Here is a 19,145-nt window from a genome sequence, read left to right as displayed (position 1 = left end):
ACCGCATCAGCGGCGGCGACTCGAATAACTTTACACGCGCACCACCCCCACACCAAATCCACCCAAACCCCACCCAAAAACCCCGCAAACACAAGCCAAACCAGCCCACACCACCCCAAAACCACCCCCAAAAGACCCAAAACCCCATCCCGTGAACCCCATCACACACAACCAACCAACCCAACCACCCGCCGTCGAACACCCACCTGAAAGAGCGTCCACACCAAACCCCGCGGAACATGAGCGAGCATCCGCCCCCAAACCCGGGGAACATGAGCGAGCGTTAAACACAAAAAGGGCCGGCAACCATAACGGTTGCCGGCCCTTTCAGAGCTTCGTGATTACCAGGAAGACTTGGTGATGCCCGGGAGCTCACCACGGTGTGCCATGTCGCGGAAGCGAACACGGGAGATACCGAACTTCTGGAGCGTGCCGCGGGGACGGCCGTCGATCTGGTCGCGGTTACGCAGACGGATCGGGGAGGCGTTGCGGGGCAGCTTCTGCAGGCCGAGGCGTGCAGCTTCGCGTGCTTCGTCAGTCGCGTTGGGGTCAACCAGGGTCTTCTTCAGTTCGAGACGCTTGGCAGCGTAACGCTCAACAATGACCTTGCGCTGCTCGTTGCGAGCAATCTTGGACTTCTTTGCCATGTGTTTAGCGCTCCTCTCGGAATTCGACGTGCTGGCGGATCTTGGGGTCGTACTTCTTCAAGACCAGGCGGTCGGGGTCGTTACGACGGTTCTTGCGGGTTACGTAGGTGTAACCGGTGCCCGCGGTGGACTTCAGCTTGATGATCGGACGTACGTCCTTGTCCTTTGCCATTAGAGCTTCACTCCTCGTGCCAGGATGTCGGCGACGACTGCGTCGATGCCACGTACGTCGATGGTCTTGATGCCACGGGCCGACAGGGTCAGCGTGACATTACGGCGCAGGGACGGAACCCAGTAGCGCTTCTTCTGAATGTTCGGGTCGAACCGACGCTTGTTGCGACGGTGCGAGTGCGAAATGCTGTGTCCAAAGCCCGGCTCGGCTCCGGTCACTTGGCAGTGTGCTGCCATGACTCTCCTCCAAAGATTGAATGTAACGGCGTGCAGATGTTCCTGCGTTGCCGTGCGTCAGGCAGTGTCCGCATCCGGTCCACACCATTTCGGTAGTTTCCGCATCAAGTGCGGCGAAGAAGGCTGGCCACAAGACCGCAATAACTCAGGTCCTGGGATACCGGGCGAATACAGGAATGCACGCAACTTGAGCCCCTAACTACCGGCCACCGGGACATCAGCAAGACTGACTGTCACCACCAACCGGAGCAATTGCACACGATCCGCACTACCTAGCGCCTAACTATTCTACGGGTCAGGCGAAATTAAGACCAATCGGGCATCATACGCCCTCAAAAGCTCTTTCACAGCAGAATGAAAGGAAGCTTGGCGAGTCTTGGAACATGACCTCGTTCCCAGCCACAGATTACAGCGTGGACAGCCCCGCCCCGCCGGTCCCGCGGACAGCACCTGCCGCCGTCGAACGCTTCCGTCCGCAAGCACGACGGCGGCTGGCCCGCGCCGATGTCCTGGGTTTCACCGGGTGGTTGTCGCCGGTTGCGGCGGTGTCGTTATGGCTTGCCGACGGCGGTGCCAGCGGGTTCTCGTCGTTCGCGGCGACCATGACGTCCTTAGGTATTGTCGCCGGACTGATCGGCATGGACCTGGTACTGCTGATGCTGTTGCTCGCAGCCCGGATTCCCTTTGTCGACAACGCGATCGGCCATGACCGCGCCCTGGAGGTCCACAAGAAGCTGGGCAAACCGGCGCTCTACCTGCTGCTGGCCCATGGACTGCTGATCGCCATCGGTTACGGCGCCGCGGAGGGCCTGGACCCAATCAGCGAATCAGTGTCCTTGTGGGTCAACGTCCCTGACATGTGGCTCGCGTTCGTCTCCATGGCCCTGTTCATCGCCGTCGTGGTGACCTCGCTGGTGGCTGTCCGCCGGAAATTCCCCTACGAGTTCTGGTACGCGATCCATCTGCTCACCTACGCCGCCGTAGGCACCGCCATCCCGCATCAGTTCAGTGTGGGCGGGCTGTTCGCGGAGGGCACCTGGCAGCGCTGGTATTGGCTGGCCATCTGCATCGCGACCGGCGCCGCACTTCTCCTCTACAGGGTCTGCCAGCCGTTGGTGGCGACGTTCCGGCACCAGCTCACGGTAAGCCGGGTGGTGCGGGTTTCGCCGGATGTCTTCAGCATCGAGATGACGGGCCTGCAGCTTGCGCGCCTCTCGGGAGCCGGCGGCCGCTTCTTCTTCTGGAGGTTCCTCGCTCCGGGGCATTGGTGGCAGCCGCATCCGTTCAGCCTGTCGGCCGAGCCGGTGGCCGGCGTCGGGACCGCAACAGGCAGAGTACGCATCACCGTGCGGAACCTGGGCGATGGCTCGGCCCGGCTTGCCGGGATCAAGCCAGGAACCAGGGTTGCCATCGAGGGGCCCTACGGCATGTTCAGCACGGCGGCCCGCACGCGGAACACCGTGGTGATGATCGGCGCCGGAATCGGCATCACACCGTTGCGGTCGCTCCTGGAGTCCACCCCCTTCGAACCCGGCCACGCCACGGTCCTGCTCCGGGGCCATGACGAGTCCGAGCTTTTCCTTGGCAAGGAAATCATGGAGCTGTGCCAAGCACGCGGCGCTACCCTCTTCCATCTCACGGGGCGTCGCTCGATCGGTGCCCACCCGTGGCTCCCCCAGTCTGCGGCTGCGGCCGGGTTCAACATCGGCTCCTTCGTCCCGAGGATCGCCCAGGCCGACGTGTATGTATGCGGCCCATCGCACTGGGCTGCCTCAGTCATCAATGACGTCCGGGCCGCAGGTGTCCCCGCGGAACAACTCCACTACGAAAGGTTCGACTGGTGAGAATAAGGGCAGCCATGGCAACCGCGCTGGCGTCGGCGGGCATCCTGTTGGCCGGCTGGCAGTCGGGCGCGCACGTCGCCGACACCGGCTCAACCACCACTACCAGCCTGAGCAGCAGCACCAGTGCCGGTAGCACCGGTACCAGCAAGGGAACCACGACGGCGGCAACGTACGACGGCGCGTCCGTCCAGACCCGCTTCGGTACAGTCCAGGTCCGGGTGACCATCCAAGGCGGCAAGATCACGGAAGTCACGGCGCTGCAGCTCACCGACGCTGAACGCAAGTCGGCCCAGATCAGCAGCCGCGCTGCCCCGGTGCTGCGCTCCGAGGTACTGCAGGCACAGTCGGCCAACGTGCAAACCGTCAGCGGCGCCACGGTGACCAGCGACGCCTACCTCACCTCCCTGCAGGCAGCCCTCGATGCAGCCCACTTCTAGCAGTCCGCAGCTCCGGGCCCGGACGTTCCACAGCATGGGCACCGTGGTGAGCCTGACCGTTGCAAGCAGCCACTACGCGCAGACCGCCGCCGACGAGCTCGAGTCAGCTGCCGCCGTCGTCGAGGATAAGTTCGCCGAGCTGGACCGGACCTTCAGCCTGTACCGGGACGGTTCCGAAGCGAGCCGGCTGGCCCGTGGGGAACTGACGTTGGCCTACGCGTCTGAAGTGATGCGGGACCTGTATGCGGAGGCGGCGGAATGGCGGTTGGCGACCGACGGGGCCTTCACGGCCGAACGTCCCGACGGAGTGTTGGACCTCTCCGGGATCGTGAAGGCGCACGCGGCGCGGGAAGCCGCGTTGTCGTTGGAGGCGCTCGGCTTGAAGGACTGGTGCCTGAACGCCGGCGGGGACGTGCTGGTGAGTGGCTCGCCAACGCCGGAGATGCGCGAGCCGTGGCTTGCCGGGGTGGTGGATCCCCTGGACCGGCAGGCTTTGCTGCTCACGTACCCGATGCGGCGGCTGCCTGCGCTGGCGACGTCGGGGTCCGCCGAAAGGGGTCATCACATCTGGGCTGTTGGCGGTGCGGCGCCTGAGTTCGAGCAGGTTTCCGTGGCTGCCGGCGACATTGTCACCGCCGACGTCCTTGCCACGGCCATCGTTTCCGGCGGAACGAGGACACTCGACCAGGCCGTGGAAAAGTGGGGCGTAGAAGTGATCGCCGTACGTCGGGACGGATCGTTGCTCGCTACACCCGGATTCAGGGAAGCGGCGTGATCAACCCGGCGTACTTCGGGCTGAGACCATCACCGGAGGAGACGCCGCGGAGACGGCGGGACACCCACGGAGCAGCCGACTCACGGATCCACCGTGCGTTGGCCTTCAGGGTCTCCACCCGGTTCAACAGCCTGACGGGGGCGAGCTCGGGAACCTCCATCACGTGCTCGTGTTCCAGGACATCGAGCACCCGCTTGGCCATGTTGAGATGGCCTGCTGTGGACATGTGCATCCGGTCTTCGCCCCACATGCGCCAATCGTCGTACTCGTCGAACCGCCAGTAATCCACCAGCAAAGCGCCGTGGTCCTCGGCGATCTCGCGCACCAGTTCGTTGTAGATTGCCGTGCGGCCGCGCATGGTGCTGAAGACTTTCGAGCCTTTTGCGTCAAAGCCAGTGAAGAGCAGCACGGTGGCTCCGGTCGCGCTTAACCTGGCGATGCCGGCGTCGTACTCCTCCAACAGCGAGTCGATATCGATCCTGGGCCGCAGGATGTCGTTCGCCCCTGCATAGAGGCTCACCAAGGTGGGCTTCATGGCGACGGCGGCATCCACCTGTTCCGCCATGATCTGGCGGAGTTTGCGCCCGCGGATGGCAAGATTGGCGTAGCCGAACCCCGGATTGCCCAGGGCGAGTTGCGTGGCCACCACATCAGCCCAACCGCGGACCCCGTTGGGGCGCGTGGGATCGTCGTCGCCGACGCCCTCAGTGAACGAGTCTCCCAGGGCCACATATCGGGCAGAAAAATCCATGCCGCCAGTTTGCCACTTCCGCGGCCACAGCCCCAAAGCCCGGTGGAACTGCTAGGAATCGCGGAGAATCCAGTGGTTGTTATCCAGCCGGGCAACAATCTTTTCGCCGATACGCGCGAGGTCGGCAACGTCCTCGGGGCTCAGCGAATCAAGCATCAGGGTGCGTACCGATTCCACATGCGCAGGGGCCAGTGAAACGATGGTGGACATACCGGCCTCGGTCAGGTGCGCAACCGTCACCCGGGCATCTCCGGGGTGCGCCTGCCGCTCCACCCAACCGCGTTTCTGCAGCTTGGTAACAACGTGGGAAAGCCGCGACAACGAGGCACTGGTACGGGCTGCGAGCTCGCTCATGGGAAGGTACCGGCCCTCGGTTTCGGAGAGCATCGCCAGCACGTTGTAGTCGAAGAGGGACAGCTTGCCGGCAGACTGAAGCTGGGTATCCAACGCCGAGGGGAGCAACGTGTTGATGCTCAGCAGGGCCAGCCAGGCGCGGCGCTCGTCGGCGTTCAGCCAGCGGGGTTGATTCATGGGTCCATCTTATGAGAATCCACTGCCTTGGTAGCTCCAAGCACACTGCGCTGGCGATAGGCTGACGGCATGTTCGTAGTCTCCTTGACCTACAAAGTTCCGGACGAAATCGTCGACTTTCACCGGCCAGGCCATATGGCCTGGCTCAAAGCAGCATTCGACGACGGCGTCTTCCTCGCGTCCGGACGTCGCGTACCAGCCACGGGAGGCGTGCTGCTCTCCAAAGTGGACCGGGAAGCCCTGGACGCCTCCTTGGCACAAGACCCCTTTTACAGCAACGGGGTAGCCGACTTCGAGATCATCGAATTCACCGCCACCAGCGTCGCCGAGGGCTACGAGAACCTGCTGGACAGCTGAGCTCTCCGGGTTCCTGCCGGTTGCAAGCACGAAGGTACGTGTTAGTGGCTGACGAGTTGCTGGTGCGAGACTCCCAGGACGGCCCCGATATCGCGGACAGTAACCCCTTGGCGCTTGAGCACCATCGCGGCCTCGTGACGTTCCCGCGCTGACGCTGCTTTCAGCTCATCAGCCTTCGCAGCCAACTCCGCAGCAGCCCTGAGGTGCTCGGTGACTTCGGGTGCGTCAAAGGTGATGTGGATGTCGAAATCCGTTTCGGGACGGCCCGTAAGCAGGGATGCCAAGTCACGCACCATCTCCGGGATTTCGGACACGGTTCGGGCCTGCGTGGTCAGACCTTCGATCTGCTTTGATTCCAGGAACCAAAGCCGGCCGTCGCGGCTGGCTGTTACTTCGAGCTTCACTTGGTGTCCTCTCCCTTGGCCAACTTCTCACCGATTTCATTATGGCGAGGCACGAAAGTCGTATTACCGCCGTCAGTCTGGTGGTCATTGGGCTGCTTCCCTGTCCTCCACGAGCTTCTTCAAGCCCCCTTTTCGTGGGACTTTGACCGGTTGGGGCCAGCGCGGCTGCAGCGAATCCCCCAACGTCACTCCGCGCAGTTTGCGGCCGAACAACGGCACCACCCAGTCGTTGACCCACCGGCGTTGCCGGCGTTCCCATTCACGCAGGGTCAAGCGCGAGGGCGGTTCCCATTCCTTGTGCGAAATCTTGTGGGGGACGTTCAGGTGGTCCAGGACCTGGGCAGCCAGGTATTTATGCCCGGCTTTGGACATGTGAAGCCGGTCCGGGGCCCACATCCGCGAATCCTTGTAGGCATCGAAGCACCAGTAATCCACCAGCACGGCACCATACTTGGAGGCGATCCCGCGGACTCGTTCGTTATACAGGGTGTTGCGCCTCTTGAAAGGCTCAAGGACAGCCGAGACCTTGACGTCGAAACCGGTAAACAGGACCACGGTTGCACCCGTTTCACACAGCTGGGCAACCAGGAGTTCGTAGTCATCCAGTAGCGCCTCCATGTCAGTGCCGAAGTCCAGGATGTCGTTCCCACCGGCATAGACCGTGATCAGCGTCGGCTCCATGTCGAGAGCCGGCTGCAGTTGCTCGTCGATGATGTGCCGCAGCCTCTTGCTGCGTACGGCAAGGTTGGCATACTCCCAGCCGGGCTGTGCCTTTGCCAGTTTTTCGGCCACCCGGTCGGCCCAGCCGCGGACCCCATTGGGCAGGATCTTGCTCGGGTCCCCCACGCCCTCGGTGAAGGAATCCCCGATGGCGACGTACCGCCGTCGAACGTTTTTTCCGTCCCCGAAATCCTCACGCACCCTCCGGACGCTACGCGCCGCCGGTTAAGCCCGTACCAACCCAAAGTGAACAGGTGAGCGAGGGATGCGTTCAAGCGGTAGGGATGTGAGCGAAGGTCAGCCTTCCGCCTTGCCGCGCCGCCAGTACCCCATGAACGCAACCTGCTTCCGGTCGATGCCAACATCGCGCACGAGGTAGCGCCGCATTTCCTTGATCACGAACGCCTCGCCGGCGATCCAGGCGTAGAACGGCAGCGCACCGGCGGGAAGCGTGGGGTTCTTGGTGGCCTCAATGGCGGCTGCGTCCATGCGCTGCGGGGTTTCCCAGAGGATGTCCTGGTCCACGTTAACGTCCTCGGGCTCCGGGCCGGCAGCACTGTCGGTTCCCTTGAGGCCCACCCAGCCCGGAACGGGAACAGCCTTGGCAACGGCTTCCTTGAGGAGTTCACCGTGCGGGCGGGAGCGTCCAATGGCCGCGCCCCGGGCAAGCCAGGTGATCTCGATGTCGGCGGCGGTGGTGATGTCCTGGAAATCTGCTGCCGACGGCACCTCAAGGAACGCGTGACCGGTCATGTCCGCGGGCAGGCTCTCCAGGATGGCGCTGATGGCGGGAACGGCAGTTTCATCACCCGCGAGCAACACACGCTGGGCCAAACCCGGGCGCCACTCGATGCCGCCGTAAGCACCCGCGGTGGTGCACTGCGCGGCGCGGTTGTTGGGGCCGATGATGGTCAGGGCGTCGCCGGGCTTCGCGGCCACGGCCCAGTTCGCGGCAGGACCTCCATTGCCGTGCTCATCAAAGTGCATCACGAAGTCGATGTCGATCTCCGGGTACACAGCATCAAGGCGTTCTGACCGGACTGTATACGTGCGCATGTCGCCGCGCACCGACGGGTCCATGGCAAGCCATTCCTTGTACCAGCCGGCGTCCTCCATTTTGAAGGGCGGCAGTGGAATGGCGTTGCCCTCGGCGTCGAAGGACGGGATCATCAGCTTCACGCGAAGGTCCAAAGTGTCGCCGGCAACCCCGAAACCGCGGAGCGAATAACCACCGAACGTGATGCGGCGGAAGTTCGGGCTGAGCTCCTGCACGGCCGTCACAGTGACGTCGAAGGCGAGGGTCATGGGCTCCACGACGGCACTTGCGGTGGCCTGTGTCGGTTGTGCACTCATGAGGCAATCTCCAGTTCGTTGGTTCGTGCGGACTGTGCGTGGTGCCGTCCAATGGGGACGATCAGCGGTGTTCCTGAAATGGGGTCCGGAACCACGCGGGATTCCAGGCCGAAAACGTTGAATACCAGTTCCTCGGTGACCACCTCGATTGCGGGTCCCTCGGCAACGATGCAGCCGCCCTTCATGGCGATCACGTGATCTGCATAGCGTGCTGCCAGGTTGAGGTCGTGCAAGACGATCGCGACCGTCGTGCCACGGCTGCGGTTGAGGTCCGTGACAAGGTCCAGGACCTCCACTTGGTGGGCAAGGTCCAGGTACGTGGTGGGCTCATCGAGCAGCAGGACGTCAGTTTCCTGGGCCAGGGCCATGGCGATCCATACACGCTGGCGCTGTCCACCGGACAGTTCGTCGATGCTGCGCTCAGCGAGCCCCAGGGTGTCGGTGGCATCGAGCGCGCGCTGCACCGCGGCGTCGTCGTTGGCGCTCCAGCTCCGGAAGAAGCCCTGGTGCGGGTATCGCCCACGGCCCACGAGGTCGCGCACGGTGATGCCGTCCGGCGCGGTAGGGTGCTGCGGCAACAGGCCCAGCGTACGGGCAAGTTCGCGGGCAGGACGGGTGTGGATATCCTTGCCGTCAAGCGTCACGGCGCCGCCGCTTGGCTTCAGGAGCCGGGACAAACCGCGGAGCAACGTGGACTTTCCACAGGCGTTGGCGCCGACAATCATGGTGACTTTGCCTTCGGGGATCTCCGTGGAGAGTCCCTCAACAACCTTGCGCTGCTCGTATTGCAGTGTCAGGTCCTTGGCATGAAGGAGGGCCATGTCAGGCTTCCTTTCGGTTCGACGTGAGGAGGAGCCAGAGCAGGAACGGTGCGCCGAGGGCGCCAGTGATGACGCCGACCGGGAGGACTGTTCCGTCCAGGACCACCGGCGCGATGTTGGAGGCAAAGAAGTCGGCGGCCAACACGATCAGCGCACCCGTCAGGGCCGACGCCGGAAGGCTCGGTTTGCGCACAATGCGGCGGGCGATCGGGCCTGCGAGGAAGGCAACGAAGGCTACCGGACCGGCGGCGGCGGTTGCGACGGCGGCAAGTGCGACGGCGGTCAGCACGAGTCCCAGCCGGGTCGCGTTGACCCTGATGCCCAGTCCGGCAGCGGCGTCGTCGCCGAGTTCGAGGATGCGCAACGGGCCGGCAAGGGCAATCACAGCGGGGATCAGGATGAGCAAGGAGACCGTCAGGACGCCCGCCCGGTCCCACGTCGCGGAGTTCAGCGAGCCGTTGAGCCAGATAAGGGCGTCGGCCGCGGTCCGGATATCGGCGCGGGTCATCAGGAAGTTGACCACTGCGTGCAGGGCTGCGGCGATTCCCACGCCGGCAAGGATGAGGCGGTTGCCCGCAGCGTTGCCGCGGCCGCTGCCTGCGCCGGAACCCGTGCTGCGGGAAATCGCGTAGATGATGGCCGCGACGCCGAGCGCACCGCCCAGGGCTGCCCCCGACACCACGGCTCCGGAAGCACCGAAAACCACAATGGCCGTCACGGCGGCCGCACTGGCACCATAGCTGATGCCGATGATATCCGGGCTGGCCAACGGGTTGCGCAGCATCGTCTGGAAGAGCGCGCCGGCAAGTCCGAAGGCTATGCCGATCATTGTTCCCACCACGGCGCGGGGAAGTTTGTGCTCCATGACAATGAAGCTGGCACCCGGGATCTTCTCGCCGCCGGTCAAGTGATTGATGACGATCCTGAAAAAGTCCGGGATGGTCACTGTATAGCTGCCGAGGAGCACATACACGGCAAACATGACCAACAGAGCGAGGGCCAGGAAGAACGTGGGGCTCACCAGGACCCAGGCACGGAACGCGCGCCGAGTTGGCATTTGATGATGATGTTTGGGCCCAGCATTGTCATTAACTGCCAGCTCGCGTGCGGATTTGAGGGCACTCACAGTCCGGCCCCTTTCCCCCGACGGATGAGCCAGACAAACACGGGTGCACCGACGATCGCGGTCATGATGCCGGCAGGGACTTCGCCCGGGAGGAGGATCACCCTGCCAATGATGTCGGCGGTAATGAGCAGGATAGGTGCGGAGACCAAGGAGAACGGGAGGATCCACCGGTAGTCCGGGCCTGTCAGCAGGCGAACGGCGTGTGGGATCACCAGGCCGAGGAAGCCGATGGGTCCAGCCAGCGCGGTTGCCGAGCCACACAAGAGCACGATGCCCAAGGCCGTGATTCCACGGGCCAAACCGACGTTCTGGCCCAGGCCGCGGGCGATGTCGTCCCCCAGGGCCAGGCTGTTCAGGACACGTCCCGCGCCCAACACAATGAGCGCGCCAATGGCCAGGAATGGCAGCGCGGGCAGCAGCACGGACCAGTCGCGCCCGCCGATGCTTCCCACCTGCCAGAAACGGAAGCGGTCCAGGGTGTCCTGGCTGGAAACGAGGATGACGTTCATCAGCGAAAACAAACCCGCACTGAGCGCCGCACCCGCCAAGGCGAGTTTGACCGGCGTCGCACCGTCACGTCCGCGGGAGGCGATGGCGTAAACGACGACGGCGGCTGCCGCGGCGCCGATGAAAGCGAACCAGATGTAGCCCGTCAGGGAGCCGATACCAAAGACGTAAATGCCAACAACCACGGCCAGTGCTGCGCCGGCGTTGAGGCCCAGTATCCCGGGATCGGCAAGGGGGTTGCGGGCCACGCCCTGCATGGCGGCGCCGGCCAGGCCCAGTGCGGCTCCGGCCAGCAGGCCAAGGACAGTCCGGGGAACGCGGGCCACCACCACGGCGTGGTTGCCATCTGCAGGATTGAAGTGGGTGATGGCTTCCCACACGGTGTTCAGGGGAAGGCCGCGGGCGCCGATCGCCAAGGATGCGGCGCTCACCGCGGCGAGTACGACGACGGCGACCAGCAGCCAGGCGGTCCGCTTGGCTGCGCTGCGCGGCCGGGTTCCCCGTCCGGCCGCGTCGCTGCTACCGGGCGCGATGCCTCGCTGGTTACCCGGCACCGAAGTGCCACCAACCCGCCCCACGGTAGCCGCCGTCGTCGTACTCAGTTTCATTGCGGTTACTTGCCCGCCACGTCAGCGGCCTGGCCCAGCTGGGGCAGGAACTTGTCCAGCGCCCACGGCAGGCTCAGCGGCGAAGAAGCGGAGATGGAGAGCGTCAGGGTCTGGTCCGAATCGGCAACCAGGGCGCCCTTCTTGATGGCCGGGATCTGGCCGAGCAGGGGGTCCGCCTTGATGGCGTCGGCCGTTGCGGCTTCAGGAACCCAGGTGACGAAGATGTCGGATGCGAGTTCGTTGGCCTTCTCAGCGGACCACGGGATGAAGAATTCCGTGTTCGACTTGGTGTTTTCGGTGACCACGGGGGCCAGCTTCATGCCGATCTCGGAGAGGAACCGGGGGCGGTTGTCGATGGCGGTGTAGACGTTGGCGCCGTCGCCCTTGGCGGGCTCAAGGTTGCCGTAGATGAAGGTCTTGTCCTTGATCTGCGGGTACTTGGATACCTTGTCCTTGATGGTGGCTTCGGTGTCTTCGATCAGCTTCTTGGCTTCGGTTTCCTTGCCCAATGCCTTGCCGATCAGGGTGGTGCTTTCCTGCCACGGGGTACCGTAGGCCAGCTCCGGCTGGGCCACGACTGGGGCGATCTCACTGAGCTTCTTGTAGTCAGCCTCTTCCAGCCCCGAGTACGCGGCCAGGATGACGTCCGGGTTGAGCTTGGCGATCTCGGTGAAGTTGATGCCGTCGGCCTCGGAGAACTGGACCGGGGCCTTATCGGTACCGAAGCCGGCGCCGAGCTTCTCGAGGGCTGCGTCCTTCCACGGCGTGGAGCCCTTGTCGTTGTTGCCCCACTCGTTCTTGGGAACGCCGACCGGCACTACGCCCAGGGCGAGGGCGACGTCGTCGTTGACCCAGGAGACGGTGACGACGCGCTTGGGCTGTTCCTTGATGGTGGTCTCGCCGAAGACGTTCTTGATGGTGACGGGGAAGGCGGCGGACGCAGCCTGCTCGGACGCCGGCGTCGAGGTGGCCGGACCAGTGGAGCAGCCGGTGAGGGAAAGGGCGACGGCGGCCAAAGCGGCCGTCGCGGTACCTGCAGTCTTGAGCAGGGCGCGGCGTGGAAGAAGGGATGCCACGGGACTCCTTAGGTAAGTGATCGAACCTAAGTAAGGCTAGCCTACCCTCTGGATAATTACGAAACGTTTGCGTCACGTAATCTCTTCACCTGCAACGCGGGGTCACTTATGGCCCATGCTCGGGGCTTCCATGGGCCATAAGTGACCCCGCGTTGCTTTTTGGTGGGGTTAGGATGTTGAGGGCGGACTACCGCTTCTTTGGAAAATGACGAGGGGATGAGCGTGCGCATTTCAGTTGCTGCCGCCATGGTTGGCGAGGTGGCCGCTTTGGCCTGCTTGGCACACCCCTGCGCGTCGGTACCAGCCAAGTAGCACTCAAAAACACCAACACAATGTTGGGCTTCTTTTGGCGTGCCCTCTTCGGTGACCGACGCTTCAGTGCCACCCGCAGCGCCAGGCGCGCTGCCGACGTCGACCTTTTTCGAAAGAAGCATTGCCATGCAGAAAATTACTGCCCAACAAATCCGTTCATCGTTCATCAACGCCAGCCGCTCAGAGGCGGCCAAGGCCAACCTTCCGCGCGATTTCGACACCCTCGATTGGGAAAACCTCGAGTTCCTGGGGTGGCGCGACGAGAAGATGCCCCAGCGCGGTTACCTCGTAGTTCCCTATCGGGGAAAGCTCACCGGGATCATGCTCCGAGCTCCTGAGGGAGGGTCCGGGAAGAAGCGTGCAGTCCTCTGCGAACTGTGCAGGGACGTGTTCTCCAAGGACGACGTCTACCTCTGGGTTGCCAGGAAGGCCGGGCAATCCGGCAAGGACGGCAACACCGTGGGCACCCTGATCTGCGCCGAGTTCGGTTGCAGTGCCAACGTGCGCAAGGAACCGCCGGTCAACGAGATCAACCCGGAACCGGCAGCCGTGGTCCTGAAGCAGATCGCAGGGCTGGAGACCCGGACGGGGCAGTTCCTGGACCGCGTCCGCAGCTAGAGCAAAGCAACGCGGGGTCACTTTTGGCCCATAATGGGGCGCTCAAAGGGCCATAAGTGACCCCGCGTTGCTTCTAGCGGAGGACGATATCCACGGGGTTGGCCTCGGAGCGCCAGGCTCCGGGCTCGCCCTGCCCGGAAATGACCGGAGCCGTGAGCACGCCCGATCGGTTGGTGCGCTTGTCCCGCAGGATCTCCGTCACTGAGCCGAGGTGCCGGGACAGGTCGATCACGTTCTCGGGAGCGGCCAGCAGCAACTGGAAGCCGAACTCGTGAAGCGCCTTGATGCCTGCACCCGCGAATTCCTCGGAAGCCAGCACGAAAGCCTCATCCATCATCACGGTGCCGTACGTGGTGAAGCCTTGCTCGGCGATGCCCAGCTGGTAGCTCAGCGCCGCCGCCATGATGAACGCGGTAAACCGCTGGCGCTCACCGCCGGACATCGAGCCGGTATCGGCATGCATGAAGACTTCGGTCTTCTTCTTGCCGGCTTTACCCGCTTTACCCGACGCAACCTCGCGGTGTTCCTTGCACTGGATGAAGACGTGCCCACGAACATCCAGCACCTCGGCACGCCAGCGTCGATCCTCAGGTGTCTGCGACCCAAGCCGCTTCACCAGCGTTTCCAGCGACTTGTAGCGGGCGGTGAGCTCGGCGTCGTCGTCCGTTTCAGCCGAACCGGCGGCGGCGCCGCGGGACGGCCGCGTGTGCTTGGTCTTCAAGGCGTTCTGGATGGCATCCTTGAACACCTTGGCCGTTGCGGGCAGTGTCTGTTTGATGTCCAATTCCAGGAAGCTGCCCTCGTGGAAATTGACCTCCGACAAGATGCCGTTGAGGGGAAGGATGCGGCTGGTGATGCTGCGCCGCTCCTCATCCAGCAAATGCAGGAGGGTGCTGAAGGACTCGTGGGTGCGCTGGTTGAAGAACAGCCGGAACTCGGCCTCCTGCGAGGGCAGGCCATCGCTGACGATCGCGTGATAGCGGGCCTCGAAGTCCCCGGCCGCGGCAATTGAGGTGCCGTGGTCGGCGCTGATGGCGCTCCCCCAGTCGCGGACGAACGCCTCGAACATGCGCGTCAGCCGTTCGGCGGTGGCCTGGCCCCGGGATTCCGCGGCGTGCAGCTCGTCAAGGAGCTTGTTGCGGACACTGTTGGCCAGGTTATCCAGCTCATGCAGTTCGGAAACGTCCGCGGCGCCGGCAAAGTACGGTTCCAGCGCGGTGACGGTAGAGGCCGACGGCGGTGACTGCTCGAGCTTGAGCCTCGCCGCATCGAGGAGGCCGTCAGCTGTGGTCATCTGGTGATCGAGCGTTTTGTATTCGCTCTGCAGCACAGCCGCCACCCCTGTGGAGGACTGGTGCTTTTCGCGGACCGCTTCGATGTTGGCGCGCAGGGGTTCAAGGTCGGCTTGGGCTGCCAGGGCATCGACGAGGCGTTGCTCGATCCGGGCCAGCTCCTCAGCTGCAACATCGGCGGAAACCTGCTCCCAAGGCCGCTCATCTTCAGCCACGCGACGCAGGGCCTCCAGCTGGCGTGCCATCCCCTGGTGCGAATCCTCGCGGCTTTGCGCCAGTTCCGCGGCCTTTGCAAGCTCGTTTTCCAGTTCGCCAACGCGGGCCGCCACCAGTTCCAGTTTGGAGGCATTGTCGAAGCCCAGGACGTAGTCCTGCCGGCTGGTGAAGCGATCGTCCTTTTCCACCGTGTGCCGGTTCCGCTTGACCACGCCGCCCAGGCTCAGGCCCTTGTCCATCGACGCGAGCTCGTCCGGGTTTTCGACGCACGGGTAGGCGAAGTCCAGGGCGATCCGCTCGCGGATCCATTCCCCGGCGTCGGCGTTGGGACCCGAGGTGAGGATGCTCAGCTTGGTCAAGAGGTCGCCGTCGGACACGTCCTCCACAGCCAGTGCGCCACCGGCGAACGGCTTGGACACATCAACCGCGCGCAGCGCGCCACGGACAGTGTTGTCATTCAAATACCGTGTCACTGCGGCGAAGTGCTCCCCCGGAACCAGCAACGTGGTGGCGAGGTTCCGCAGTGCCCGCTCAGCGGCTGGCCGCCACTGGTCCTGCCCCTCGGCGAGGTCGATCAGCTCGCCACCGAACGGCATCCGCTCTTCGGGAACGCCCGTGGCGGCCGCGATGGCGGCCCGGTTCTCAATGCTGGACGGCGGCAGCAAGGACTTGCGCGACCGCAGGGACAACAGCTCCTGCTGGGCCGCAGCAAGTTCCCGCTTCCTGGTTGCGTGGCCATCAAAAGCCTCAAAACGGAGTTCCTTCAGCGCTTCCGAATCGTCTTTCAACTCGATCGAGCGGGCCGCAGCCTGCTCGTGCGCCTGGTCCCAGCCCCCGGCCGACCACTCCAGGTTCAACCCGGCGTCCGTCAAAGCTTTCTTGGCCGAATCCTCAACCTGCTTGCGCAGTTTCAGACCGACCTTGGCGTTCTCCAGAGCCTGCTCAATGGCCGAGATGGCGTTGCCACCCCGGTTGTTGTAATCCAGCTCAAGGTCGCGCAGTTCCTTGGCCAAGGCGTCACGCACCACGCGCTCCGCGGCAAGCTCCTGCGCCTTGGACTGCGCCAGCTCCTTGAAACGGGCCAGTGTCTTGGCATGCACCGTGACGGCGAGCTGCTGCTTGTAGGCCTCGAACTCCTCGCCGGCCAGTTCGCGGAGGCGGTTCGCGTCCAGCAAAGCCTGCGCGTACTCCTTGTTGAGGGCTGGCACGGGCGCCAACTGGTCGCGCTGCAGCCGAACGTCCTCCAGCCGCTGCCGGATGGACATCAGGTTGCTGAATTCCTCCACCACATCGTCCGCCGCGGCCAAGGTAGCCGGGGCGTCCAGGACCTGGTCACGGAAGAACGTGTTGACGCTGCCGCCCAAGCCCTTGCCCGCCTGGATCACGCGCAACAACGGGAGTGCTTGGTCGGAGTTGATACCGAGCAAGCGACGGAAGCGTTCAGCGAACGCCTTGTGGACGTCGAAAACCTGGCCCTCAGGGAAAATCCCCTCCAAAGCGCCCTTGGTAAACCTCTTCTGCGCGATCCCCTCGATCGCCTCGAGATCCAGCGGCTTGCTGTCAATCACATAGAAACGCCCGACGCTGGACTCCGTGCCGTTCTTTGGCAGGTCAAACAGCGCCGATATAGTCACCTTCGTGCCGGCCGCGTTATCAAACGTCAGGGCGACGGCGGACCAGGTGGCACCGGGGCGCTGGAAGGCACTGGCTGAGCTGTCCCCTACTGCCTTATCACCAACTTTGCCGCGCATGTAGGTGAAGGTGGTCCTCTTGTCCTCCACAGCACCGCCGGCACGCTGGGCAGCGGCCTCATTGGAGCGCGGACGGGCATCGAAAACGCGGAGCATGGCATCGAAAAGCGTCGACTTGCCCACACCCGAGTTACCCGTCAGCAGCGTGCCCTTGCGGTCCACATGCATGGTGTGGGCGCCATGGAACGTACCCCAGTTGACCACCTGGACCAACGCCAAACGCATCTGGCCGGGGTTTGTCAGTTCGCCGAGCGGGAGCATGCTTGCGATGGTCACTTCGTGGTCCCTTCAGCGTCATTCGTGTTCGAGGATGCGTCGTCTTCTTCGGATTCCGAATCGGAGAGCTCAAGCAGCGGCTCCGTACCGGATTCGTCTGTTCCCACTGCCACCAGGGCTTCGATGTGGGCCGGGATGTCGCCGATGTTTTCGAACGGAAGGGCCAGCGGGAGGGCGTTGCTGATCGTGTAGGAGTCGTCCAAGGGGGTGGGTAACAGCAGTTGGCGGGCCAGGAGTTTGGTGATGGTGCGGGTCACGACGTCGGAGTCGCGCAGGGCATCTTGCTGGCCGGCCGGGGTGTAGTTGGCCACGAGGTCGGAGATCTCCTCGCGGGTGATCGTGGGGTCGGTCTGGGCTGTGACGTGGCGGTCAAGGAGGAGGCGCAGGCGGAGCAGCACGATGGTTTCAACGCGGCTCAAAGCACGCTGCTGGCGAAGAATGCTGGAGCGGGAGCTCGCCCCGACGATTTCCGGATCAACGGGTCGGAGGACAGCGATCTTGCGGTCGTGGTCCAACTGGAGCGTGAGGAAGAGCTCGGACAGGCGGCTGCGCAGAATCTGTTGGTTGTCCAGGAGCGAGGTCCACAGTTTCTCGTCGCGGCCACCGTCAATGTAGGGACCCTTGAGGAGCTTCACCAAGGCATGGCGGACCTTCATGGGGAGCACGCCGGTGTCGCCCGGGAAGAGTGCGGCGCCGTCCACGAAGGTGTCCCGGGGCGTGATGCGGAACGGGTCCGGCTGGTGCCCGGACTCGGCTTCAACGACGTCGGCCGCCTCTGCGGGGACCTCAACCGGGTCCTGTTCAGCCACGGTGACGTCCTCCTCAAAGGTGACGTCCGTCGTCGTGATGTCCTCAGTCATTGGAATCCTCATTCAGCGTGACGACCGGCAGGTATGCCGTGCGGATGCTGCCGTCGATTTGTTCGAAGTCGATGTGTTCCCATGCGGCGCGATCGAAGGCTGCGCCGCCCTGAAGCGCCATGGACAGGAGGGTCCGGACGCTGTTGATGTGCCGTTCTTCGGCGGGCAGGTTTTCCCACGCCTCAGCAATGGTTGCCGAACCCGCCATGGCAGCACGGACGACGGCGGGCCTCGCCTTGCCGGTGCGGGCGGAACGGACCCGGTCCGAGTCACTGAAGGCGATGGGATCCGCAAGCCGTGGGGGTGTTGCGAACTCGTCCGGGTCGAAGAGCTTGACCATGGCCAGTGATTCAAACCCCGCGTTGAAGAGAACCGGTCCGGGCACCAGGCCGGGCCTGTCACGCTCGTAGGGCAGGGAACGGATGGCTTGCTCGGCCTCGGCCAGGACCTTGCGGAGACTGACCGACTGCCGGATGTCGTCGCTTTGGATATAGGTGTTGAGGCTCTCCGAGAGCTTGCCGTAAATCCGCTGGATCTGGCTGTGCTGGTAACGCAGTTCAGCCACGAGGTTTTTCAGCGTTTCGCGGTCCTCGTGGGACAGATCATCCGCGAACTGCCGGCTGAGGACCTCGCCAATGGCCGAGCGGAAACGAAGCTGCTGCTGCGGGTCCTCCAGGAAAGCGGTGAAGGAACGGAACGTGCGCCCTTCGGGACTCTGCCGCAGCCGTTTGTCCGCTTCCAGGACCTGTGCCATGGTGGCGCCCTTGCTGAGTGACTCTTCGATGATCTGGTTGCGGAGTTCACCCACCAGTTCCTCGATGCGGTCGCGCATCTTCTTGTAGTCCGCGGGCAGGCTGGCGGCCAGGTCAAGTATGTTGCCAGCGGCTTCCACGGCCTCTTCGTCATCCAGCAAGCCATCGAATTCGCCGGAGCTGATGTCTTCCACAAGCTGCTGGCGCTCCTGGATTTCCTCTTCCAGGGCTTCCAGGCGGGCGCTTTGGTCCGGGTTGGTTTCGTTGGCCAGCTTCTCCACGTCGCCGAGGAGCGTGCCCAGTCGCGAACCGTTGAGCGTGGACCGCTCGCTCGACAGGCTGTCCAGAAACGCGAGCACGCGGGCCGCCGGTTCCGTGACTTCGTAAACGATCTGGCCGGACTGGTTGCGCCGGGTCAGGAACTGTTTGCGCGTCCATTCATCGCCGAAGGCCTTGCCGTTTTGCTGCCCGCCGAGCGCGGGATCCTGGCGACGGAGCTGCTCAAGGAAAGCGTCGACGTCGGCGTGGAACTCTTCGAGCGGAAGCTGCGGCCTGGTGCGGGTAAACGAAGCCTGGAGGACGGCGATGACCCACGGCGCCGAGCGCGTCAGAGCCCATGCAGGGCCCTTCGTCAGCTGTTCGAGGTCGCGGAGCCTCGCGCCTATGGCATCGGCCGAGGACATGGCTGAACGGGACAACTACT

Annotated in this window: 21 protein-coding genes; 5 read left to right on the top strand and 16 right to left on the bottom strand. The window is 63.9% G+C overall.

Annotation, left to right across the window (positions count from 1 at the left end):
• Positions 1 to 341: 341 nt before the first annotated feature.
• From rpsN to rpmB, 3 genes are read right to left on the bottom strand one after another with little or no spacing between them, the layout of a single operon-like run.
• A complete protein-coding gene (rpsN, locus tag ACFVSI_RS18105) occupies positions 342 to 647 on the bottom strand; it encodes a 30S ribosomal protein S14 (protein ID WP_011776360.1) in 306 nt (101 codons plus the stop codon).
• A 4-nt stretch (positions 648 to 651) separates the two neighbouring features.
• Positions 652 to 819, bottom strand: a complete 168-nt coding sequence (gene rpmG, locus ACFVSI_RS18100; RefSeq protein ID WP_003798558.1) for a 50S ribosomal protein L33 — start codon at positions 817 to 819, stop codon at positions 652 to 654.
• Complete coding sequence (gene rpmB / locus ACFVSI_RS18095) at positions 819 to 1,055, bottom strand: 50S ribosomal protein L28 (RefSeq protein ID WP_144662315.1); 237 nt, start codon at positions 1,053 to 1,055, stop codon at positions 819 to 821. The genes rpmG and rpmB overlap by 1 nt, the downstream gene beginning before the upstream one ends.
• Positions 1,056 to 1,438: 383 nt before the next feature.
• On the opposite strand from rpmB, the gene ACFVSI_RS18090 reads away from it, so the two are divergent.
• From ACFVSI_RS18090 to ACFVSI_RS18080, 3 genes are read left to right on the top strand one after another with little or no spacing between them, the layout of a single operon-like run.
• Complete coding sequence (locus ACFVSI_RS18090) at positions 1,439 to 2,899, top strand: ferric reductase-like transmembrane domain-containing protein (protein WP_387826637.1); 1,461 nt, start codon at positions 1,439 to 1,441, stop codon at positions 2,897 to 2,899.
• 14 nt (positions 2,900 to 2,913) lie between these two features.
• Positions 2,914 to 3,336 carry an FMN-binding protein gene (locus ACFVSI_RS18085; protein ID WP_387826634.1) on the top strand — a complete coding sequence of 141 codons (423 nt, stop codon included), beginning with the start codon at positions 2,914 to 2,916 and terminating at the stop codon, positions 3,334 to 3,336.
• Positions 3,320 to 4,111, top strand: a complete 792-nt coding sequence (locus tag ACFVSI_RS18080; protein ID WP_387826631.1) for an FAD:protein FMN transferase — start codon at positions 3,320 to 3,322, stop codon at positions 4,109 to 4,111. Before ACFVSI_RS18085 ends, ACFVSI_RS18080 begins: the two co-directional genes overlap by 17 nt.
• Here ACFVSI_RS18080 and ACFVSI_RS18075 read toward each other — a convergent pair.
• Both ACFVSI_RS18075 and ACFVSI_RS18070 read right to left on the bottom strand, forming a co-directional pair.
• Entirely contained in the window at positions 4,095 to 4,862 is a 768-nt protein-coding gene (locus ACFVSI_RS18075) for an SGNH/GDSL hydrolase family protein (RefSeq protein WP_387826627.1), read from the bottom strand. The two genes, ACFVSI_RS18080 and ACFVSI_RS18075, sit on opposite strands and share 17 nt — an antisense overlap.
• Before the next feature lie 51 nt (positions 4,863 to 4,913).
• Positions 4,914 to 5,393: a MarR family winged helix-turn-helix transcriptional regulator gene (locus ACFVSI_RS18070; protein ID WP_144662307.1), complete on the bottom strand. Its 480-nt coding sequence runs from the start codon at positions 5,391 to 5,393 to the stop codon at positions 4,914 to 4,916.
• 69 nt (positions 5,394 to 5,462) lie between these two features.
• Here ACFVSI_RS18070 and ACFVSI_RS18065 point away from each other — a divergent pair, with 69 nt between their 5' ends.
• Positions 5,463 to 5,750: a YciI family protein gene (locus tag ACFVSI_RS18065; protein ID WP_387826624.1), complete on the top strand. Its 288-nt coding sequence runs from the start codon at positions 5,463 to 5,465 to the stop codon at positions 5,748 to 5,750.
• 41 nt (positions 5,751 to 5,791) lie between these two features.
• On the opposite strand, the gene ACFVSI_RS18060 is transcribed toward ACFVSI_RS18065, so the two are convergent.
• The 8 genes from ACFVSI_RS18060 to ACFVSI_RS18025 all read right to left on the bottom strand — a co-directional run bounded on the left by ACFVSI_RS18060 (position 5,792) and on the right by ACFVSI_RS18025 (position 12,805).
• Positions 5,792 to 6,154: a hypothetical protein gene (locus ACFVSI_RS18060; protein ID WP_387826622.1), complete on the bottom strand. Its 363-nt coding sequence runs from the start codon at positions 6,152 to 6,154 to the stop codon at positions 5,792 to 5,794.
• Between the two features lie 84 nt (positions 6,155 to 6,238).
• Positions 6,239 to 7,075 carry an SGNH/GDSL hydrolase family protein gene (locus ACFVSI_RS18055; protein WP_387826619.1) on the bottom strand — a complete coding sequence of 279 codons (837 nt, stop codon included), beginning with the start codon at positions 7,073 to 7,075 and terminating at the stop codon, positions 6,239 to 6,241.
• A 96-nt stretch (positions 7,076 to 7,171) separates the two neighbouring features.
• On the bottom strand, positions 7,172 to 8,227 hold the full coding sequence (locus tag ACFVSI_RS18050; RefSeq protein ID WP_387826616.1) for a siderophore-interacting protein: 1,056 nt from the start codon (positions 8,225 to 8,227) through the stop codon (positions 7,172 to 7,174).
• Positions 8,224 to 9,048, bottom strand: a complete 825-nt coding sequence (locus ACFVSI_RS18045; protein WP_387826613.1) for an ABC transporter ATP-binding protein — start codon at positions 9,046 to 9,048, stop codon at positions 8,224 to 8,226. Before ACFVSI_RS18045 ends, ACFVSI_RS18050 begins: the two co-directional genes overlap by 4 nt.
• Before the next feature lies 1 nt (position 9,049).
• The gene (locus ACFVSI_RS18040; RefSeq protein ID WP_387826611.1) at positions 9,050 to 10,105 is read right to left on the bottom strand and encodes a FecCD family ABC transporter permease; all 1,056 of its coding nucleotides are present in this window, start codon (positions 10,103 to 10,105) and stop codon (positions 9,050 to 9,052) included.
• Positions 10,106 to 10,170: 65 nt separating this feature from the next.
• Positions 10,171 to 11,289, bottom strand: coding sequence for a FecCD family ABC transporter permease (locus tag ACFVSI_RS18035; RefSeq protein ID WP_387826608.1), 1,119 nt, complete (start codon positions 11,287 to 11,289; stop codon positions 10,171 to 10,173).
• Between the two features lie 5 nt (positions 11,290 to 11,294).
• The gene (locus ACFVSI_RS18030; RefSeq protein ID WP_387826605.1) at positions 11,295 to 12,365 is read right to left on the bottom strand and encodes an iron-siderophore ABC transporter substrate-binding protein; all 1,071 of its coding nucleotides are present in this window, start codon (positions 12,363 to 12,365) and stop codon (positions 11,295 to 11,297) included.
• A gap of 56 nt (positions 12,366 to 12,421) precedes the next feature.
• Positions 12,422 to 12,805, bottom strand: a complete 384-nt coding sequence (locus tag ACFVSI_RS18025) for a hypothetical protein (RefSeq protein ID WP_387826602.1) — start codon at positions 12,803 to 12,805, stop codon at positions 12,422 to 12,424.
• Between ACFVSI_RS18025 and ACFVSI_RS18020 the strand changes: the two genes are divergently transcribed.
• A complete protein-coding gene (locus ACFVSI_RS18020; protein ID WP_387826599.1) occupies positions 12,804 to 13,295 on the top strand; it encodes an FBP domain-containing protein in 492 nt (163 codons plus the stop codon). The genes ACFVSI_RS18025 and ACFVSI_RS18020 overlap by 2 nt on opposite strands.
• Positions 13,296 to 13,368: 73 nt before the next feature.
• Here the strand turns inward: ACFVSI_RS18020 and ACFVSI_RS18015 are convergent, their stop codons facing one another.
• From ACFVSI_RS18015 to ACFVSI_RS18005, 3 genes are read right to left on the bottom strand one after another with little or no spacing between them, the layout of a single operon-like run.
• Complete coding sequence (locus tag ACFVSI_RS18015; RefSeq protein WP_387826596.1) at positions 13,369 to 16,830, bottom strand: ATP-binding protein; 3,462 nt, start codon at positions 16,828 to 16,830, stop codon at positions 13,369 to 13,371.
• Positions 16,827 to 17,690 (bottom strand): DUF4194 domain-containing protein, encoded by an 864-nt coding sequence (locus ACFVSI_RS18010; protein WP_387826594.1) that lies wholly within the window; start codon positions 17,688 to 17,690, stop codon positions 16,827 to 16,829. The genes ACFVSI_RS18015 and ACFVSI_RS18010 overlap by 4 nt, the downstream gene beginning before the upstream one ends.
• The gene (locus ACFVSI_RS18005) at positions 17,683 to 19,140 is read right to left on the bottom strand and encodes a DUF3375 family protein (RefSeq protein ID WP_387826591.1); all 1,458 of its coding nucleotides are present in this window, start codon (positions 19,138 to 19,140) and stop codon (positions 17,683 to 17,685) included. The genes ACFVSI_RS18010 and ACFVSI_RS18005 overlap by 8 nt, the downstream gene beginning before the upstream one ends.
• Between the last annotated feature and the right edge of the window lie 5 nt (positions 19,141 to 19,145).

Origin of the sequence: Paenarthrobacter sp. NPDC057981, assembly GCF_042886835.1 — a bacterium.
Taxonomy (GTDB): domain Bacteria; phylum Actinomycetota; class Actinomycetes; order Actinomycetales; family Micrococcaceae; genus Arthrobacter.
Note: the sequence above shows the minus strand (reverse complement) of the source record. Positions and strands in the feature narration are given on the sequence as shown.

Bases quoted from the DNA above. Each gene is read 5' to 3' on its own strand.
- rpsN (WP_011776360.1), bottom strand. From the start codon at position 647: ATGGCAAAGAAGTCCAAGATTGCTCGCAACGAGCAGCGCAAGGTCATT.
- rpmG (WP_003798558.1), bottom strand. From the start codon at position 819: ATGGCAAAGGACAAGGACGTACGTCCGATCATCAAGCTGAAGTCCACC.
- rpmB (WP_144662315.1), bottom strand. From the start codon at position 1,055: ATGGCAGCACACTGCCAAGTGACCGGAGCCGAGCCGGGCTTTGGACAC.
- ACFVSI_RS18090 (WP_387826637.1), top strand. From the start codon at position 1,439: ATGACCTCGTTCCCAGCCACAGATTACAGCGTGGACAGCCCCGCCCCG.
- ACFVSI_RS18085 (WP_387826634.1), top strand. From the start codon at position 2,914: ATGGCAACCGCGCTGGCGTCGGCGGGCATCCTGTTGGCCGGCTGGCAG.
- ACFVSI_RS18080 (WP_387826631.1), top strand. From the start codon at position 3,320: ATGCAGCCCACTTCTAGCAGTCCGCAGCTCCGGGCCCGGACGTTCCAC.
- ACFVSI_RS18075 (WP_387826627.1), bottom strand. From the start codon at position 4,862: ATGGATTTTTCTGCCCGATATGTGGCCCTGGGAGACTCGTTCACTGAG.
- ACFVSI_RS18070 (WP_144662307.1), bottom strand. From the start codon at position 5,393: ATGAATCAACCCCGCTGGCTGAACGCCGACGAGCGCCGCGCCTGGCTG.
- ACFVSI_RS18065 (WP_387826624.1), top strand. From the start codon at position 5,463: ATGTTCGTAGTCTCCTTGACCTACAAAGTTCCGGACGAAATCGTCGAC.
- ACFVSI_RS18050 (WP_387826616.1), bottom strand. From the start codon at position 8,227: ATGAGTGCACAACCGACACAGGCCACCGCAAGTGCCGTCGTGGAGCCC.
- ACFVSI_RS18045 (WP_387826613.1), bottom strand. From the start codon at position 9,048: ATGGCCCTCCTTCATGCCAAGGACCTGACACTGCAATACGAGCAGCGC.
- ACFVSI_RS18040 (WP_387826611.1), bottom strand. From the start codon at position 10,105: ATGCCAACTCGGCGCGCGTTCCGTGCCTGGGTCCTGGTGAGCCCCACG.
- ACFVSI_RS18035 (WP_387826608.1), bottom strand. From the start codon at position 11,289: ATGAAACTGAGTACGACGACGGCGGCTACCGTGGGGCGGGTTGGTGGC.
- ACFVSI_RS18020 (WP_387826599.1), top strand. From the start codon at position 12,804: ATGCAGAAAATTACTGCCCAACAAATCCGTTCATCGTTCATCAACGCC.
- ACFVSI_RS18025 (WP_387826602.1), bottom strand. From the start codon at position 12,805: ATGGCAATGCTTCTTTCGAAAAAGGTCGACGTCGGCAGCGCGCCTGGC.
- ACFVSI_RS18010 (WP_387826594.1), bottom strand. From the start codon at position 17,690: ATGACTGAGGACATCACGACGACGGACGTCACCTTTGAGGAGGACGTC.